The 15,404-nt window shown below is 68.5% G+C and carries 18 protein-coding genes and 2 tRNA genes; 16 read left to right on the forward strand and 4 right to left on the reverse strand.

The window, feature by feature from the left end:
- Window positions 1-32 precede the first annotated feature (32 nt).
- The 4 genes from sdhC to ACV7GQ_RS07705 are packed head-to-tail and all read left to right on the forward strand — an operon-like array spanning window position 33 to window position 3,551.
- A complete protein-coding gene (gene sdhC / locus ACV7GQ_RS07690) occupies window positions 33-428 on the forward strand; it encodes a succinate dehydrogenase, cytochrome b556 subunit (protein ID WP_188995052.1) in 396 nt (131 codons plus the stop codon).
- Window positions 428-793, forward strand: coding sequence for a succinate dehydrogenase hydrophobic membrane anchor subunit (locus ACV7GQ_RS07695; RefSeq protein WP_220618287.1), 366 nt, complete (start codon window positions 428-430; stop codon window positions 791-793). Before sdhC ends, ACV7GQ_RS07695 begins: the two co-directional genes overlap by 1 nt.
- A gap of 2 nt (window positions 794-795) precedes the next feature.
- Window positions 796-1,686: a succinate dehydrogenase/fumarate reductase iron-sulfur subunit gene (locus ACV7GQ_RS07700; RefSeq protein ID WP_470312928.1), complete on the forward strand. Its 891-nt coding sequence runs from the start codon at window positions 796-798 to the stop codon at window positions 1,684-1,686.
- A gap of 38 nt (window positions 1,687-1,724) precedes the next feature.
- Window positions 1,725-3,551, forward strand: coding sequence for an FAD-binding protein (locus tag ACV7GQ_RS07705; protein WP_470312929.1), 1,827 nt, complete (start codon window positions 1,725-1,727; stop codon window positions 3,549-3,551).
- On the opposite strand, the gene ACV7GQ_RS07710 is transcribed toward ACV7GQ_RS07705, so the two are convergent.
- On the reverse strand, window positions 3,548-3,868 hold the full coding sequence (locus ACV7GQ_RS07710; protein ID WP_470312930.1) for a cupin domain-containing protein: 321 nt from the start codon (window positions 3,866-3,868) through the stop codon (window positions 3,548-3,550). The genes ACV7GQ_RS07705 and ACV7GQ_RS07710 overlap by 4 nt on opposite strands.
- A gap of 156 nt (window positions 3,869-4,024) precedes the next feature.
- Here ACV7GQ_RS07710 and ACV7GQ_RS07715 point away from each other — a divergent pair.
- Window positions 4,025-4,127 (forward strand) — tRNA-OTHER (locus ACV7GQ_RS07715).
- 297 nt (window positions 4,128-4,424) lie between these two features.
- Here ACV7GQ_RS07715 and ACV7GQ_RS07720 read toward each other — a convergent pair.
- Window positions 4,425-4,509: transfer RNA gene (locus ACV7GQ_RS07720), tRNA-Leu, on the reverse strand.
- A 132-nt stretch (window positions 4,510-4,641) separates the two neighbouring features.
- Here ACV7GQ_RS07720 and ACV7GQ_RS07725 point away from each other — a divergent pair.
- From ACV7GQ_RS07725 to ACV7GQ_RS07735, 3 genes are read left to right on the forward strand one after another with little or no spacing between them, the layout of a single operon-like run.
- Entirely contained in the window at window positions 4,642-5,148 is a 507-nt protein-coding gene (locus ACV7GQ_RS07725; RefSeq protein WP_470312931.1) for a helix-turn-helix domain-containing protein, read from the forward strand.
- 54 nt (window positions 5,149-5,202) lie between these two features.
- Window positions 5,203-6,336: an acyl-CoA dehydrogenase family protein gene (locus ACV7GQ_RS07730; protein WP_470312932.1), complete on the forward strand. Its 1,134-nt coding sequence runs from the start codon at window positions 5,203-5,205 to the stop codon at window positions 6,334-6,336.
- A gap of 40 nt (window positions 6,337-6,376) precedes the next feature.
- Window positions 6,377-6,919 carry an HAD family hydrolase gene (locus ACV7GQ_RS07735; RefSeq protein WP_470312933.1) on the forward strand — a complete coding sequence of 181 codons (543 nt, stop codon included), beginning with the start codon at window positions 6,377-6,379 and terminating at the stop codon, window positions 6,917-6,919.
- Here the strand turns inward: ACV7GQ_RS07735 and ACV7GQ_RS07740 are convergent.
- Window positions 6,898-7,125: a DUF5822 domain-containing protein gene (locus ACV7GQ_RS07740; RefSeq protein WP_470312934.1), complete on the reverse strand. Its 228-nt coding sequence runs from the start codon at window positions 7,123-7,125 to the stop codon at window positions 6,898-6,900. The two genes, ACV7GQ_RS07735 and ACV7GQ_RS07740, sit on opposite strands and share 22 nt — an antisense overlap.
- 89 nt (window positions 7,126-7,214) lie before the next feature.
- On the opposite strand from ACV7GQ_RS07740, the gene ACV7GQ_RS07745 reads away from it, so the two are divergent.
- The 6 genes from ACV7GQ_RS07745 (at window position 7,215) to ACV7GQ_RS07770 (ending at window position 11,941) form a co-directional block, all read left to right on the forward strand.
- Window positions 7,215-7,427, forward strand: a complete 213-nt coding sequence (locus ACV7GQ_RS07745; RefSeq protein ID WP_470312935.1) for a DUF8149 family protein — start codon at window positions 7,215-7,217, stop codon at window positions 7,425-7,427.
- On the forward strand, window positions 7,424-7,906 hold the full coding sequence (locus tag ACV7GQ_RS07750) for a GNAT family N-acetyltransferase (protein ID WP_470312936.1): 483 nt from the start codon (window positions 7,424-7,426) through the stop codon (window positions 7,904-7,906). Before ACV7GQ_RS07745 ends, ACV7GQ_RS07750 begins: the two co-directional genes overlap by 4 nt.
- A 40-nt stretch (window positions 7,907-7,946) precedes the next feature.
- Complete coding sequence (gene panB, locus ACV7GQ_RS07755) at window positions 7,947-8,756, forward strand: 3-methyl-2-oxobutanoate hydroxymethyltransferase (RefSeq protein ID WP_470312937.1); 810 nt, start codon at window positions 7,947-7,949, stop codon at window positions 8,754-8,756.
- Window positions 8,757-8,858: 102 nt separating this feature from the next.
- Window positions 8,859-9,692 carry a formate/nitrite transporter family protein gene (locus tag ACV7GQ_RS07760; RefSeq protein ID WP_470312938.1) on the forward strand — a complete coding sequence of 278 codons (834 nt, stop codon included), beginning with the start codon at window positions 8,859-8,861 and terminating at the stop codon, window positions 9,690-9,692.
- A gap of 66 nt (window positions 9,693-9,758) precedes the next feature.
- Window positions 9,759-10,874: a biotin synthase BioB gene (gene bioB / locus ACV7GQ_RS07765; RefSeq protein ID WP_470312939.1), complete on the forward strand. Its 1,116-nt coding sequence runs from the start codon at window positions 9,759-9,761 to the stop codon at window positions 10,872-10,874.
- Between the two features lie 2 nt (window positions 10,875-10,876).
- On the forward strand, window positions 10,877-11,941 hold the full coding sequence (locus ACV7GQ_RS07770; protein ID WP_470312940.1) for a transcriptional regulator: 1,065 nt from the start codon (window positions 10,877-10,879) through the stop codon (window positions 11,939-11,941).
- 20 nt (window positions 11,942-11,961) lie between these two features.
- Here ACV7GQ_RS07770 and ACV7GQ_RS07775 read toward each other — a convergent pair whose 3' ends face one another.
- A complete protein-coding gene (locus tag ACV7GQ_RS07775) occupies window positions 11,962-13,278 on the reverse strand; it encodes a class-III pyridoxal-phosphate-dependent aminotransferase (protein WP_470312941.1) in 1,317 nt (438 codons plus the stop codon).
- A gap of 117 nt (window positions 13,279-13,395) precedes the next feature.
- Here ACV7GQ_RS07775 and ACV7GQ_RS07780 point away from each other — a divergent pair, with 117 nt between their 5' ends.
- Both ACV7GQ_RS07780 and bioD read left to right on the forward strand, forming a co-directional pair.
- Window positions 13,396-14,595, forward strand: a complete 1,200-nt coding sequence (locus ACV7GQ_RS07780; RefSeq protein ID WP_470312942.1) for an aminotransferase class I/II-fold pyridoxal phosphate-dependent enzyme — start codon at window positions 13,396-13,398, stop codon at window positions 14,593-14,595.
- Window positions 14,592-15,281, forward strand: a complete 690-nt coding sequence (gene bioD / locus ACV7GQ_RS07785) for a dethiobiotin synthase (protein ID WP_470312943.1) — start codon at window positions 14,592-14,594, stop codon at window positions 15,279-15,281. The genes ACV7GQ_RS07780 and bioD overlap by 4 nt, the downstream gene beginning before the upstream one ends.
- Window positions 15,282-15,404 lie beyond the last annotated feature (123 nt).

The raw sequence follows: 15,404 nt of genomic DNA on the forward strand, positions 1-15,404 counted from the left end.
TACTATCTGTTCCCGGACTAACCCCCGAGTGTATGAGCCAGTCTTACAACCGTGGCACCGTCGAGGACTTCGGACGGTGGCGGGAGTTCTCGGCCGGGATGTGGGCCTGGATATTCCACAAGTTCACCGGCTGGGTGCTCGTGGGGTATCTGTTCACCCACATCGCCGTCCTCAGTACCTCTCTCGGTGGCGCCGAACTCTACACGAACACACTGCAGGGACTCGAAGCCCTGCTCGTGGTTCGCTTCCTCGAAGTCGGCCTGCTCGCCGTCGCCGTGTTCCACATCCTCAACGGGATCCGCCTGCTGATGGTCGACCTCGGCGTGGGCCTCGAAGCGCAGGACAAGAGCTTCTACGCGTCGCTGGTCCTGACAGGCGCTATCGTCGTCGCAAGCATTCCGACGTTCCTCGGGGGGCCGCTCGCGTAATGGCCGAACACTACTCCTCCTTCGAGCGGGGTGGCCGCCGCTGGCTCTTCCAGCGGCTGACGGCCGTGTTCCTCATCGGCGTCCTCGCGTTCCACTTCATGCTGCTGCACTTCGTCAACCACGCGGCGGACATCACCTTCGCCGGGACGCAGGCCCGCATGGGGCAGTGGAGCTACTTCGCGACGATGTGGCTCTTCCTGGTGACGGCGACGTTCCACGGCGTCAACGGCGTCTACAACGCCCTCGTCAACCAGGGCATCAGCGGCTCGCAGAAGACCGCAGTCAAGTACGTCCTCGTCGTCGCGGGACTGCTGCTCGTCGCACAGGGCACCAGAGTGGCGCTCGCGATGAACGGGCTGATCTAACCATGAGCACACAGATAGAACAACAGGAGACGGAGACAGAAGCCGACGAAGCGGAGTCCGAACAGGCCGTCGAATCCCCCGGCGACCGGCGCCGAGCGGCCAAACGACAGCGGCAGGCCGAGCGGGACATCCAGCGGGAGGCCGAAGAGGAGACGCTCGACGACGAGGAGACGGTCTCGCTGAAGGTGTTCCGCTACGACCCCGAGGTCGAGGGCAAGCAGGAACCCCGGTTCGACGACTTCACGGTCCCGTTCCACAAGGGGATGACCGTCCTCGACGCGCTCATCTACGCGCGGGACCGGTACGACTCGTCGCTGACCTTCCGGCACTCCTGCCGGCAGGCGGTGTGTGGTTCGGACGCGCTGTTCGTCAACGGTCGCCAGCGCCTCGGCTGTAAGACCCAGCTGTCGGACCTCGAGGACCCCATCCGCATCGAACCGCTCCCCCACCAGGAGGTCGTGAAGGACCTCGTCGTGGACATGGAGCACTTCTACGACCAGATGGAGGCCGTCGAGCCGTACTTCGACGCCGACGAACTGCCCGAAGACGACCTGGAGGAACAGCGCCAGAGCCGGGAGAACCGCGAGAAGGTCAAGATGTCGACGCGGTGCATCTGGTGTGGCGCCTGCATGTCCTCGTGTAACATCGCCGCCGGCGACAACGAGTACCTCGGCCCCGCGGCCATCAACAAGGCCTACCGCTTCGCGATGGACGAACGCGAGGGCGAGAACCGCAAGCAGGAGCGACTCCGCATCATCGAACAGGAGCACGGCGTCTGGCGGTGCCAGACCCAGTTCTCCTGTACCGAGGTGTGCCCGAAGGACATCCCCCTGACCGAGCACATCCAGGAACTGAAACGCGAAGCGGTGAAGAACAACCTCAAGTTCTGGTAGTCCTAAGCGAAGCCAGACACACGTTACTACTTCCCACTATGTACGAACACGACGTTATCGTGGTCGGCGCGGGTGGCGCCGGCCTCCGAGCGGCTATCGCAGCGGACGAAGAGGGTGCCGACGTCGCCCTCGTCACGAAACTCCACCCTGTCCGCAGTCACACGGGCGCGGCAGAGGGGGGCATCAACGCCTCGCTCCGGGACGGCGACTCCTGGGACCTGCACGCCTACGACACGATGAAAGGCTCCGACTACCTCGGAGACGCGCCGGCTATCGACACGTTCGCCAAGACGGCGCCGGAGGAGGTCATCCAGCTGGAACACTGGGGGATGCCGTTCTCCCGCGAGGACGACGGCCGCGTCTCCCAGCGCCCGTTCGGCGGGATGTCGTTCCCCCGGACCACCTACGCCGGTGCCGAGACCGGTCACCACCTCCTGCACACGATGTACGAGCAGGCGGTCAAGCGCGGCATCGAGGTGTACGACGAGTGGTACGTCACCAACCTCGCGGTGACCGACCACGACGACCCCGAGGACCGGCAGTGTCACGGCTGCGTCGCCTACGACATCAAGTCCGGGAAGATAGAGGGGTTCCGCGCGAAGGGCGGCGTCGTCCTCGCCACCGGCGGCCTCGGACAGGCGTTCGACCACACGACCAACGCCGTCGCCAACACCGGCGACGGGTGTGCGATGGCCTACCGCGCGGGCGTTCCGATGGAGGACATGGAGATGATTCAGTTCCACCCGACGACGCTCCCGTCGACGGGCGTGCTCATCTCCGAGGGGGTCCGCGGCGAGGGTGGCATCCTCTACAACGACGAGGAAGAGCGGTTCATGTTCGAGTACGGCTACGCGAACAACGACGGCGAACTCGCCTCGCGTGACGTCGTCTCCCGGGCCGAACTCACGGAGGTCAACGAGGGCCGCGGCATCGAGGACGAGTACGTCGACCTCGACATGCGCCACCTCGGCGAGGAGCGCATCCTCGACCGTCTAGAGAACATCCTCCACCTCGCGGAGGACTTCGAGGGCGTGGACGGCCTCGACGAACCGATGCCCGTCAAGCCCGGCCAGCACTACGCCATGGGCGGGGTCGAGACCGACGAGAACGGCGAGACCTGTATCGAAGGGCTGTACGCCGCCGGCGAGACGGCCTGCGTCTCGCTACACGGCGCCAACCGCCTCGGCGGGAACGCGCTCCCCGAACTGCTGGTCTTCGGCGCCCGCGCCGGCTACCACGCCGCCGGCAAGGACATGAAGACCGCCGAGATAGAGACGGGCCCCTCCGCGAAGAGCGAGGAGGGGGACGTCCAGCCGCCGGTCGCGCCCGGCGCGGTCGACACCGGGAGCGAGGACGTCGCCGCCGACGGGGCGGCCGTCGAACCGACGGGCGTCATCGAGAACGCCGTCGAGCGGGAGCGCGACCGCGTCGAGACGCTGCTCGAGGAGGACGGCATCAACCACGCCGAAGTGCGTGCCGACGTCCAGGAGACGATGACCCAGAACGTCAACGTCTTCCGGGAGGAGGAGGGGCTGAAGACGGCCCTCCGCGACCTCCGACAGGCACGCGAGGCCTACGAGGACGTCGCCGTCTCGGACCCGTCGCGCACGTACAACACGGACCTCATCCACACCATCGAGACGCGCAACATCCTCGATGTGGCCGAGGCCATCACGCTCGGTGCGCTGGCCCGCGAGGAGTTCCGGGGCGCCCACTGGCGCGCCGAACACCAGGAGCGCAAGGACGACGAGTGGATCAAGCACACGATGCTGGCGTGGAACGACGGCACGCCGGAACTGTACTACAAGCCGGTCATCCTCGAGGGCGACGAGGAGACCTACGAACCGAAAGAGCGCAGCTACTAGGGCGCTCCGACGAGGACGAACTGGCTCTGTCGCTCGCCGTTCCGTATCTGCCGTTTCGATTCGGGGTCGATTCTGAGCGCGTCACCGGCCCTCATCGACACGTCTTCGCCGTCGACGGTCACGGTCGCCTCGCCCTCGACGAGGACGTACACCTCCTCCTGCCCGTCGCCGGCGTGGTCGTGGGGCTTGCCCGTCCATCCGGGCTCGCAGTCGACGACGGTGACCCCGAGCTGCTCGCAGTCCAGCGGGTCCCGGAGGAAGTGCATCGCGTCTGCGACCGGTTCCGTGTCGGTGTAGTCGACTTTGGTGTAGCTCACGTGACACCGTTCGTGGCGCTCGTTTGAATAAGCACGGCCGGGGGTCGAGACGGGCCCACGGGCGGGGTCTCACGGGACGTCAGAGTGGCCGTTTCCGGCGAGTGAGTGCCAGCCCCGTCACATATTTGGGGGTAGGGCACCAACGATTGTCCGTCTGGAAGGGTGGCTCAGTGGTAGAGCGCTGCCAGCCAACGTGCCAGAATTCGGCCTGGCAGTTTCCCATGCAGGGCTCCGCGTGGTTCGAATCCCGCCCCTTCCACTCTGTCGCGAACTTCGTGAGCGGAGAGTACACTGGAGACCCGGACACGCGAGTCGTAACACCAGCGAGGCCGTCGTCCCGCGGCTGCCGAGTCCGTCGACTCGTCAATCGAACCGTCGCGGTCAACCGGCCGTCCGACTGGTCTCGGCGCCGGCAGGTGGTCGTCGGCGCTGGAGCGGTCGCTACGGAAGGTCGCGTCGGAAGGAATGTGCGTGGGTGCAGTCCCAAGGGAGTGCACCTGCATCGTCCTCGGCGGCGACGCCGCCGTGGTGTCGAGGGCTGGGCCCTCGCTTGCGATGCGTGGGACCGGATTTGAACCGGCGGACCCCTACGGGACAGCGCCCTCAACGCTGCGCCGTTGGCCTGGCTTGGCTACCCACGCTCGCACTGTCTTACTGCAATCAATCGTATCCCGCGGTCCAATAAAAGGGCTTTCGTTTGCGACGGGCCGCGGGACAGTGTGCCATCCGACTGAACCGGACGTTTCAAATACGACGAAACCGCTACCGGGGGCATGGCCAAATACTCGACCGGCGACGGAGGCGCCAGCGCCGGCGGGAGCTGCGAACTCTGCGGTGCCGACGGTGGCGACCTGCAGACCGCCAACGTCGCGGGCGCGACCCTCCAGGTCTGTTCCGACTGCGCGAAGAACCACGGCGAGAACGACCGGACGACGTCGTCGAGCGGCGGCTCCCCCGACGAGGCCGACCGGCGCAAGCGCGCGGCCCAGAACACCGCGAAGTTGCAGGACTCGCAGAAACCCGACGCGTCACACTGGGAGGAGGGCGCCGATTACGACAGCGACCAACTGCCCTACCTCGTCAGCGACTACGGGAGCACGGTGACGGAGGCCCGGCAGGAGCGGGGGCTCCAGACGAGCGAGCTCGCCGAGGAACTCGACATCGACGAGAGCGACGTGCTGGCCGTCGAACAGGGGCGTGCGACTCAGGCCAACGTCGGCGGGTCCACGATTGCGGTCCTTGAGGAGTTCCTCGACGTCGAACTCGTCGACGAACGCTGAGTCGGTCGCTTTTCGCGTCAGCAGACCTTTGGTAGTCCCACCCATACCGACGGTATGGAGCTCTCGCCGGAACAGGAGGCCATCAGAGCGACCGTCAGGGAGTTCGCCGCCGAACAGGTCCGTCCGACAGCGAGCGAGGCCGACGAGACGGAGGAGTTCCCCGAGGACGTCTGGGACCGCCTCGCCGACGTCGACCTCACCGGCCTGACGACGCCGGCCGAGTACGGCGGCTTCGACGCCGACCGCCGGACCTACGCCATCGTCAACGAGGAACTGGCCTACGGGTCGCTGGCCGTCGCCACGGCGCTGTCGGTCCACTGTCTGGCCACCTCGTGTATCGCCGAGTTCGGCGGCGAGTCAGTTCGGGACGAGTGGCTCCCGGAGATGGTCGACGGCCGGCCGGTCGGCGCGTTCGCGCTCTCGGAACCACAGGCGGGGTCGAACCCGCGTGGGATGCACACCGTCGCGCGGCGAGACGGCGACGAGTACGTCGTCGACGGCGAGAAACAGTGGATAACGAACGGCCAGCGCTCGGGCGTGGTCGTCGTCTTCGCGAAGACGGACCGCGATGACCCGAACTCCATCACGCAGTTTCTCGTCCCGAAAGACGCGGACGGCCTCACCGTCGGCGAGACGGAGGACAAGCTCGGACTGCGGGCCAGCGACACCACGTCACTCACTTTCGACGGCGTCCGGATTCCCGACCGCTATCGGCTCACCGAGGAGGGTGAGGGGCTGGCCGCCGCGCTGTCGATTCTGAACGGCGGCCGGGTCGCAATCGCCGCTCAGGCCGTCGGGCTCGCACAGTCGGCGCTCGACGAGGCCCTCGCGTACGCACAGGACCGCGAGCAGTTCGACCAGCCCATCAGCGAGTTCCAGGCCATCCGGCACAAACTCGCCGAGATGGCGACGACGGTGCAGGCGGGCCGACTCCTCACGTGGGACGCCGCGAGTCGCATGGACCGCGGCGAGGACGCCCGGCAGGCAGCGAGCATGGCGAAGTACTTCGCGAGCGAGGGCGCCGTGGACGTCGCCAACGAGGCGGTCCAGATCCACGGCGGCTACGGCTACACGACCGACTTCCCCGTCGAGCGACTCTACCGCGACGCGAAGGTGACGACCATCTACGAGGGGACCAGCGAGATTCAGAAGAACGTCGTCGCACGGTCGCTGCTCGACGGTCGCTGAGGGCGACACACCCTTCTGCCCCGCTGGCGTACGGTCGCCCGTGACCTACGACGCTGTCGTCTACGACCTCGACGGGACGCTGGTGCGGTTGGCCGTCGACTGGGGTGCGGTCGCGAACGACGTCGCGACCGTCCTCCGAGCGCGCGACGTGGACCCCGGGACCGTCGGCCTCTGGGGGATGCTGGAACTGTCCGACGAGACCGGCCACCGCGATGCCGTCGAGGCGACGATTACCGAGTACGAGCGCGAGGGGGCACGGGCCTCCGAGCGCCTCACGCTCGCGGACGGGTTGCCCCACGACGTGCCGGTCGGCGTCTGTTCGCTGAACGCCGAGGAGGCGTGTCGACTCGCGCTGGAGACCCACGGCCTCGCGTCCGCTATCGGGCCGGTCGTCGGCCGCGACTCGCTCGGGTCCGCGAAGCCCGACCCGGAGGGCCTGTTGCGTGTCGTCGACGACATGGACGCCGAGCCCGAATCGACCGTGTTCGTCGGCGATTCGGAGCGAGACGCCGAGACCGCCCGCCGCGCCGGGACCGCCTTCGAGTGGGCGAGCGAGTTCGATCAGCGCCGATACCGCGCGTAGAGATAGACGCCGATAGCGGTCAGGAACCACACGACTGCACCGACTCGGACGGCGAAGAGGGCGCGACTCATCCACGTCGGCAGCGTCGTCCCGAACGACGCGAGGACGACGAGGGGCGACCCGACGAGGATGGTCGTCACGAACGTAACCTGCATCACCCATCCGAAGTCGACGCCGTCCGGGTCGGTCTCTTCGACTGCTGGCACGGTCAGAGGTTCCGAGAGCACGGGCAAGGGGGTTCCGGTTTCGGCGGCGACCAGACGATATTTCCACCCCCGGTGCAAACCGGCAGTCGATGACAGAGGACGACGAACTACCGGCGATTCCGGTCGTCTGTACGGCCTGCGACACGCGCACGCGGGTCCCGTTCGAGGACGTCGAGTCGGCCGTCGACCGCCACAACGAGCAGCTCCACGACGGCGACCCCGTCGCGGAGGTCGACCCGGCGGTGCTCGACCAGCTGGTCGACCGGGTCGGCCGTGACCTCGGTCTCTTCGACGGGGAATGATACGGCCGTACGAGGCGGGCGACGCCGCGGCGCTGTGGGAGTGCAAGCAGGCGTTCGAACTGGAACTGGGGACCGGGACCGGGGACGACGCGAAGGCCGACCGATACCGCGAAAAACTCGACGCCGAGTACCGCGAGTCGTATCTGGCGTGGGTCGACCGCTGTGTCGGCGATGAGGAGCGGAGCGTCCAGGTAGCCGAGGCTGACGGCGAGGTGGTGGGCTACGTCTTCGTCCTCCCCGAGTCGATGGCCCACGTCTGGGACGCCGCGGTGCTCAACGAACTGTTCGTCGCCGAGTCCCACCGTGGGACCGGCGTCGCCGACGACCTGCTGGAAGCGGCGTTGAGCGTGGCCCGAGACCAGTCGCTCCCGCTCGATAGGCTAGTGCTGGACGTCGACCCGGACAACGAGCGAGCGACGGCGTTCTACGACCGCTGGGGGTTCGAACCGTGGGGCGAGATGGTCTCGCGGCCGCTGTGAGACCCGAACACGTAATAGCCCGGCGCGCCCGCCCACGGACATGACCACCGTCCGGGACCTGCAGGCGATGGCAGGGGACGAACAGATTACGATGCTGACGGCCTACGACGCCGTGACGGCGGGCGTCGCCGAGGGGGCCGGCGTCGACGTCCTCCTCGTCGGCGACAGCATGGGCAACGCCGTCCTCGGCCACGACGACACGCTCCCGGTCACGCTCGACGAGATGGCCTCTCACGTCGCCGCAGTCGCTCGCGGGACGGACGAAGCGCTGGTCGTCGCGGACATGCCGTTCCTCTCGTTCGGCGCCGACGAGGGCGAGAGCGTCCGGAACTGCGGCCGGATGCTCAAGGAGGCCGGCGCCAACGCCGTCAAACTCGAGTCCGGGCCACACACGATCGACCTGACCGAGCGCCTCTCGAACCTCGGTATCCCGGTGATGGCTCACCTGGGCCTGACGCCCCAGAGCGTCAACCAGACGGGGTACACCCAGCAGGCCTCGAACCGGGAGGAGGCCGCGGAGATACTCGAACTCGCGCAGGCCCACGAGGACGCCGGCGCGTTCGCCCTCGTCCTAGAACATGTCCCGTCGAACCTCGCCGCGCAGGTCACCGAGGCCATCGATATCCCGACCATCGGTATCGGCGCCGGCGGCGAGTGTAACGGCCAGGTCCTTGTGTTCACCGACGTCGTCGGACTGGCCGAGTCCAGTCCCCCGTTCGCCGAGCAGTTCGGCGACGTCCGCGGCGAGATGCACGACGCCATCAGCGACTACGTAGACGCCGTCGAGTCGGGCGCCTTCCCCGCCGCGGAACACGCGAGCAGCAGCGAGGAACTGGACGACCTGTACTGACCCGACTCCGGGGCCGAGAGCGTACCGAACCGCCGGATAATCGGGAATTATCGGCGGTTAGCGTGTGACCAATCAAGACTGCCTCGGCCGAACGACTGCGACATGTCCGGGGCGACCGCCGAGACGGGCGACGAGGAGCAGATGCCGACGGAGAACATCCTCGACATCCAGATAGAACGAGGATTGAGCGAACTCCGACGCCCCATCACCGGCCTCTCGCTCTCGGCGCTGTCTGCGGGACTCGACATCGGGTTCGGGCCTCTGTTGATGGCCGTCGTTCTCACGTCCGCCGGTGTCTCCGGTACCGCGGACCTCCCCAAAGAACTCCTGCTCGGCCTCGCGTACGGCGTCGGATTCATCCTCGTGGTCCTCGGTCGCTCGGAACTGTTCACCGAACACACGACGCTCGCGGTGCTCCCGGTGTTGGACAATCAGGCGGGACTCGCTCGACTCGGAAGGCTCTGGGGCACCGTCTACGTGTCGAACGTCGTCGGGGCCGTGCTCTTCGCGTGGTTCGCCGTCGTCGTCACTCCGGCACTGGGCGTCGTCGAGCCGGCCACCTTCGTCGAACTGGCGACGACGTACACCGAACAGTCGCCGGGGGTGTTGGTCGGGGCCGGAATCATGGCCGGGTGGCTGATGGGCCTGCTCTCGTGGCTTGTCGCCGCTGCCGACAGCACGCTCTCGCGGATGGCAGTCGTCTGGCTCATCGCCGCAGCCATCGGGTTCGCTCACCTGCCTCACTGCATCGCCGGCACCGTCGAAGTCGTCGCCGGCGTCGTCGTCTCCCCCGACCTCGGCGTCGGCGACTACGTCAGATTCCTCGCGTTCTCGACTGTCGGCAACATCATCGGCGGCGTCGTGTTCGTCGCGCTCCTGAAGTACGGTCACGTCGTCCGTAGCGGGCCCTCCCACGCCGACGTGCGCCGGGAGTGACCGGCGTCGGAGTGGGCAGTCGCGGCCACCCGAACTTTTATTCACTCGTCAACTGTCGTTGGGCGTGTGGTTTACGAGACGGGCAACCGCACGGTAGACGACGCCGTCGCACGCGTGTTGGACGGCGAACGCCTCGACCGCCGGGACGGGCTGGCGCTCATCGCACAGCCGGTCGACGTGCTGGCGGCCGGGGCCGACTACGTCCGCACGCAACTCGGGGACGGCACCGTCGACGCGTGTTCAATCGTGAACGCCAAGGCCGGCAACTGCGCGGAGGACTGCGGGTTCTGTGCCCAGTCGGTCCACTTCGACACCGGCATCGACAACTACGGCTTCCTCGGCCCGGAGAAGATACTGGAGGCCGCGAAGCGCGCCGAGCGAGACGGCGCCCAGCGCTTCGGCATCGTCGTCGCCGAGAAGGGCGTCTCGAAGGAGCAGCGACCCGACGAGTGGGCGGAGGTACTGGAGGCCATCCGTCTCGTGCGCGACGAGACGGACGTGGAGGTAGACGCCAGCCTCGGCATCCTCACGGACGAGGAGGCCGCAATCCTCGCCGAGGAGGGGCTGAACCACTACAACCACAACATCGAGACCTCGCCCCGGTACTTCCCCGAGATCGTCCAGACGCACTCCTTCGAGGACCGCGTCGAGACGCTGGAGGTGGCGAAGGAGGCCGGCATGGACCTCTGTGCCGGCGTCATCCTCGGCATGGGCGAGACGCCCACCGACCGCGTCGACGCGGCGATGGCCCTCCAGGACATCGGCGTCTCCTCGCTCCCGGTCAACATCCTCAACCCCGTTGAGGGGACGCCGATGGCCGAGCGCGGCCTCCCCGACATCACGACCGAGGAGGTCGTCAAGACCATCGCGGTGTACCGCCTGCTCCACCCCGAGGCCCGCGTGCGCCTGACCGGCGGGCGCGAGGTGAACCTCGACACGGACGGGCAGGTGGCCGCGCTGGAGGCCGGCGCCGACGGCATCCTCACGGGCGACTACCTCACCACGGAGGGCCAGTCGGCGGCCGACGACCTCGAAATCGTCGAGGAAGCGGGCCTCGAACCCAACACCGAGGCCAACGCCTTCGACCCGGAGGAGGTCAAATCCCGGGCGGACGACGGCACCGACCCCGAGACGGCGGCGGGCACCGCACAGAGCAAATCGGAACTTCAATCAGACGACTGACCATGGACGACGTACGTTTCGCAGTACTTGGCACGGGCGGTATCGGCCGACGAACACTCGAAGTCTCCCAGCACAAGGACGGTCTGACCGCCGTCGCGGCGTGTGACCGCAACGGCGTCGCCGTCGACCACGGCGGTCTGGACGTCGACGAACTGCTGGAGGCGACGGAGGGAAACATCGCGAGCGGTCCCGAGGAGGACGTCGCCACAGACGGCGGCGCGGCGGCCGCGACGGAGGGCGTCAAACAGCACGGCGAACAGGCCGGCGTCGTCGCCAGCGAGCAGGGCCGACCCACGGCGACGCCCATCGACGACGTCATCGCCGAGAGCGACGCCATCGACGCCGTCCTCGTCGCGCTCCCGAACCTCGAACACGACTTCATCCCGCGGGTGGCCGAGCGGTTCGCCGAGGCCGACTACGAGGGCGTCCTCGTCGACGTGCTCAAGCGCTCGCGGGTCATCGGGATGCTCGACGACCGCGAGGAGACGCTGCAGGAGTCGGGCATCACGTTCGTCTGCGGCGCGGGGGCGACGCCCGGGTTCCTGACCGGCGCGGCCGCGCTGGCCGCCCAGTCGTTCGTCGAGGTCGAGGAGGTCGAGATATGGTGGGGCGTCGGCCTCAAGAGCGGCTACGAGGACAACCGCGGCACCGTCCGGGAGGACATCGCCCACCTCGACGGCTACGACATCGAGACGGCCCGCGAGATGAGCGAGGCGGAGATAGAGGAACTCATCGACGAACACGACGGCGTGCTGGAGTTCCACGACATGGAACACGCCGACGACGTCCTCCTCGAACGAGCGGGCATCTGCGACGCCGAGGACGTCCACGTCGGCGGCGTACTGGACGTCCGTTCGGACGAGAAGCCCACCACGACGACCGTCTCGGTGACGGGCACGACCTTCGACGGCGAGACGGGCACCAACACCTTCGAGCTGGACGACGTGACGAGCATGGAGGCGAACGTCAACGGCCCGGCGCTGGGCTACCTGAAGGCCGGCGTCCGCAACAACCGGGCGGGCCACTACGGCGTCTTCGGCCCCGCCGACCTGATGCCCGGGTTCTGACCCGCCCGCTCCTCGGGCGGTCAGTCACTCGCGGCCCGGCCGAACGCGTCGACGGCCTGCCGGACCTCGCGTTCTCGAACGTCCAGCGGCGGCAGCAGTCTGAGCGTCCGGTGGCCGCAGGCAAGCGTCAGTAACCCCTCCTGCAGACACGCCTCGACCACCTCGTCGCGGCGGGCCTGCGTCGCGAACTCGACTGCTACGAGCAGGCCGAGGTTTCGGACGTCGACCGCGCCCTCGACGTCCGCCTCGGAGAGCAGTCGGTTCAACTGTCCGCCTCGTTCGGTCGCGTGCGCCAACAGGCCGCGGTCCTCGATGACCTCCAGTGTGAGTGCTCCGACGAGCGACGAGAGGAGGTCGCCCGCGCCCCACGTCGAGGAGAGGCGCCCCTCCTCGTCGGGGAACACCTCGCTTCGCCCCACCGTGGCACCCACCCGTAGCCCCTTGCCGACGGCGAGGACGTCGGGGTCGACGGCGTAGTGGTCGGCGCCCCACCACTCCCCGGTCCGGCCGACGCCGGACTGTATCTCGTCGGCTATCAGCGGGACGTCGTACTCCGAACAGACCGCCGCCACGTCGTCCATGAACGCCTCGCTCGGGATGCGATAGCCGCCCTCGCCCTGGACCGGTTCGAGGACGACGTAGGCCACCTCCTCGGGGGCGACGCTCCCGCTGTCGTCGAGCAGGCGTCGCAACTGCGAGGCCTCGCCGTCCGGGAAGTAGCCACAGCGACACGACGCCGGGTCGCAGGTCCGGTCGTCGCAGTACGGGAGCGCGGTGACGCCGGCCACCTCCGGGAAGTCCCGCCGGTGGACGGCCTTCGAGCGGTTGAGCGAGAGCGCGCCGAGCGTCCGGCCGTGGAACGCGCCGTCGAAGGTGAGGCCGTACTTCGCGCCGTCGCGGTAGTCGTAGCATATCTTGATGGCGTTCTCGACCGCCTCGGCCCCGGAGTTCGAGAGGAAGACCGTCTCCAGTCCGTCCGGGCTCACGTCGATGAGGCGGTGCATCAGTTCGGTCGGGCCGGGCAGGTCGCCGGTGCTCGCGTAGAAGTCCTGCCCGGCGAACTTCAGCGGGTCGACGAGGTCGAACTCCTCGAGTCGGTCCAGCAAGTGCGGATCGTTGTACCCGAGCGGTGCGCCGGCGACGTGTGAGGTGAAGTCCAGCAGGACGTTCCCGTCGACGTCCCGGCAGTACGGGCCGCTGGCGTCGGCGGTGACGTCCCAGACGAAGTCGTAGACGTGCGTGGCCGTCGCGGCCACCTCGTGATGGCGGTCGACCCGTTCCCGGGCGCGCGTGCCGGGGAACTGGTCGACGCTCGGCTCGGCGCTGTCCCGGTCCATGATGACAATACACATAGCTACGTAGTAAAAGTGAGTCCGACGACTGGCCCCGGTGGCGCGCGTGACCGACGGGCCGTACACCAACCGCTAAGGGGCGCTGGTCCGACCCACAGAACGATGACCCACGGGTTCGACCTCGGCGACCGCCTCCGCGAGCGCGATGACCGGGACCTGCGCCGGCATCTCGACGTGACGGAACGAGTCGCCAGACGCACGCGCTTCGCCGACGACCCGAAGGCCGGTGCGGCCGACTTCGGCGAGGAGATGGTCGTCTTCGCGGCGAACAACTACCTCGGACTGGCCGACGACGGGCGGGTCCAGCGCGCGGCCGAACAGGGCGCCCGAACCGTCGGCACCGGGGCCGGGGCGTCCAGACTGGTCACGGGGGACACCCGTCTCCACCGCGCCCTCGAACGCGACCTCGCGGACTGCAAGGGGACCGAGCGCGCGCTCGTCTTCTCGTCGGGCTACGCCGCCAACGTCGGGACTCTCGACGCGCTCGCCCCCGACGTCGTCTTCTCGGACGAACTGAACCACGCCTCCATCATCGACGGCTGTCGGGTGGGCGCGGGCGAAACCGTGGTGTACGACCACTGCGACCCCGACGACCTGCGCTCGAAGATGGCCGAGCGGGCGTCGACGGCCGGCGACGGCGAGCAGTGGTTGGTCGTCACCGACTCCGTGTTCTCGATGGACGGCGACGTCGCGCCGCTCGCGGCGCTCTGTGACGCCGCCGAGGAGTTCGGGGCGTGGCTGATGGTCGACGAGGCCCACGCCACCGGCCTGTTCGGGAACGGCGGCGGCGTCGTCCAGCGCGAGGGCCTCGGCGACCGCGTCGACGTCCAGCTCGGGACGCTCTCGAAGGCGCTGGCGAGTCAGGGGGGCTACGTCGCCGGCGACGAGGCGCTGGTCGAGTACCTGCTGAACGCCGCCCGCTCGTTCGTCTTCTCGACGGGACTGGCACCGCCGGCGGCCGCCGCGGCCCGCGAGGCGCTCCGTATCGCCCGCGAGACCGACCAGCCCGACAGACTGTGGGCGAACGTCGCGACGCTCAGGGACGGCCTCGAGGGGATGGGCTACGAGGTGCTGGGCGAGACGCACATCCTCCCGGTGCTGGTCGGCGACCGCGCTGACGCACTCGCACTCGACGAGCGACTCCGCGACTACGGGGTGGTCGCCCCGGCCATCCGCCCGCCGACGGTACCGGAGGGAACCTCGCGCCTCCGGGTCGCGCCGATGGCGACACACACGGACGCCGACCTCGGGCAGTGTCTCGACGCCTTCGAGACGGCCGGCGAGGAGGTCGGTCTGCTGTGACCGACACCGACCCCGGCGGGTTGTTCGTCGTCGGGACCGGCACCGGCGTCGGAAAGACCGTCGTCACCGCCGGTCTGACCGGCTGGCTCCGTGCCCGCGGGCGCGACGCCGTCGCGGTCAAACCGTGCCAGACGGGCTATCCCCCGGACGACGACGCGGCGTTCGTCGCGGACGCGTGCGGGACGGAGGCGGCTGCCACCTGCCTCCGGCGCCTCGAACCGGCGCTCGCACCCGAGGTGGCCGCCGACGTGGCCGACGCCGACCTCTCGTACGATGCCATCCGCGCCGGCGTCAGCGAGGCCGTCGGGGCCCACGACGTCGGCGTCGTCGAGGGCATCGGCGGTCTCAGGGTCCCGCTGGCGGACGGCGAGGAGGTGCTGGACCTCGTCGCGGACCTCGGCCTGCCGGCGCTCGTCGTCGCCCGGTCCGGTCTCGGCACGCTGAACCACACCGGGCTGACCGTCGACGCGTTGCGGACGCGGGGCGTCCCGGTCCACGGCGTGGTCCTCAACGAGTACGAGGGCGCGACCGTCGCCGAGCGGACGAACCCCGAGGTGCTGGAGGGGATGACCGACGCTCCGGTGTGGACGCTCCCGCCGCTCGACCTCGCGACGCCGTCCGAGGCGGTGCAGGGCGTCCGCGAGCACCTCCCGGCCGCGGCGCTCTCGGCAGTAGGGGAGTTCTGACGGCGACGCTCGCACAAAGGGGTCGAATCGGGGAAGGGGGTCCCCGAGCGTGTGACACTACGGAGCCTCTCGGCTCCACTTTCACTATGGCGTCAGACATTGAAAAATCCCGAGGTACGTTTC

It is taken from the genome of Haloarcula sp. MBLA0163 (assembly GCF_055632435.1).

Excerpts from the sequence above, each read along its gene's own strand:
- sdhC (WP_188995052.1), top strand. The coding sequence starts at position 33 with ATGAGCCAGTCTTACAACCGTGGCACCGTCGAGGACTTCGGACGGTGG.
- ACV7GQ_RS07695 (WP_220618287.1), top strand. The coding sequence starts at position 428 with ATGGCCGAACACTACTCCTCCTTCGAGCGGGGTGGCCGCCGCTGGCTC.
- ACV7GQ_RS07700 (WP_470312928.1), top strand. The coding sequence starts at position 796 with ATGAGCACACAGATAGAACAACAGGAGACGGAGACAGAAGCCGACGAA.
- ACV7GQ_RS07705 (WP_470312929.1), top strand. The coding sequence starts at position 1,725 with ATGTACGAACACGACGTTATCGTGGTCGGCGCGGGTGGCGCCGGCCTC.
- ACV7GQ_RS07725 (WP_470312931.1), top strand. The coding sequence starts at position 4,642 with ATGGCCAAATACTCGACCGGCGACGGAGGCGCCAGCGCCGGCGGGAGC.
- ACV7GQ_RS07730 (WP_470312932.1), top strand. The coding sequence starts at position 5,203 with ATGGAGCTCTCGCCGGAACAGGAGGCCATCAGAGCGACCGTCAGGGAG.
- ACV7GQ_RS07745 (WP_470312935.1), top strand. The coding sequence starts at position 7,215 with ATGACAGAGGACGACGAACTACCGGCGATTCCGGTCGTCTGTACGGCC.
- ACV7GQ_RS07750 (WP_470312936.1), top strand. The coding sequence starts at position 7,424 with ATGATACGGCCGTACGAGGCGGGCGACGCCGCGGCGCTGTGGGAGTGC.
- panB (WP_470312937.1), top strand. The coding sequence starts at position 7,947 with ATGACCACCGTCCGGGACCTGCAGGCGATGGCAGGGGACGAACAGATT.
- ACV7GQ_RS07760 (WP_470312938.1), top strand. The coding sequence starts at position 8,859 with ATGTCCGGGGCGACCGCCGAGACGGGCGACGAGGAGCAGATGCCGACG.
- ACV7GQ_RS07770 (WP_470312940.1), top strand. The coding sequence starts at position 10,877 with ATGGACGACGTACGTTTCGCAGTACTTGGCACGGGCGGTATCGGCCGA.
- ACV7GQ_RS07775 (WP_470312941.1), bottom strand. The coding sequence starts at position 13,278 with ATGGACCGGGACAGCGCCGAGCCGAGCGTCGACCAGTTCCCCGGCACG.
- ACV7GQ_RS07780 (WP_470312942.1), top strand. The coding sequence starts at position 13,396 with ATGACCCACGGGTTCGACCTCGGCGACCGCCTCCGCGAGCGCGATGAC.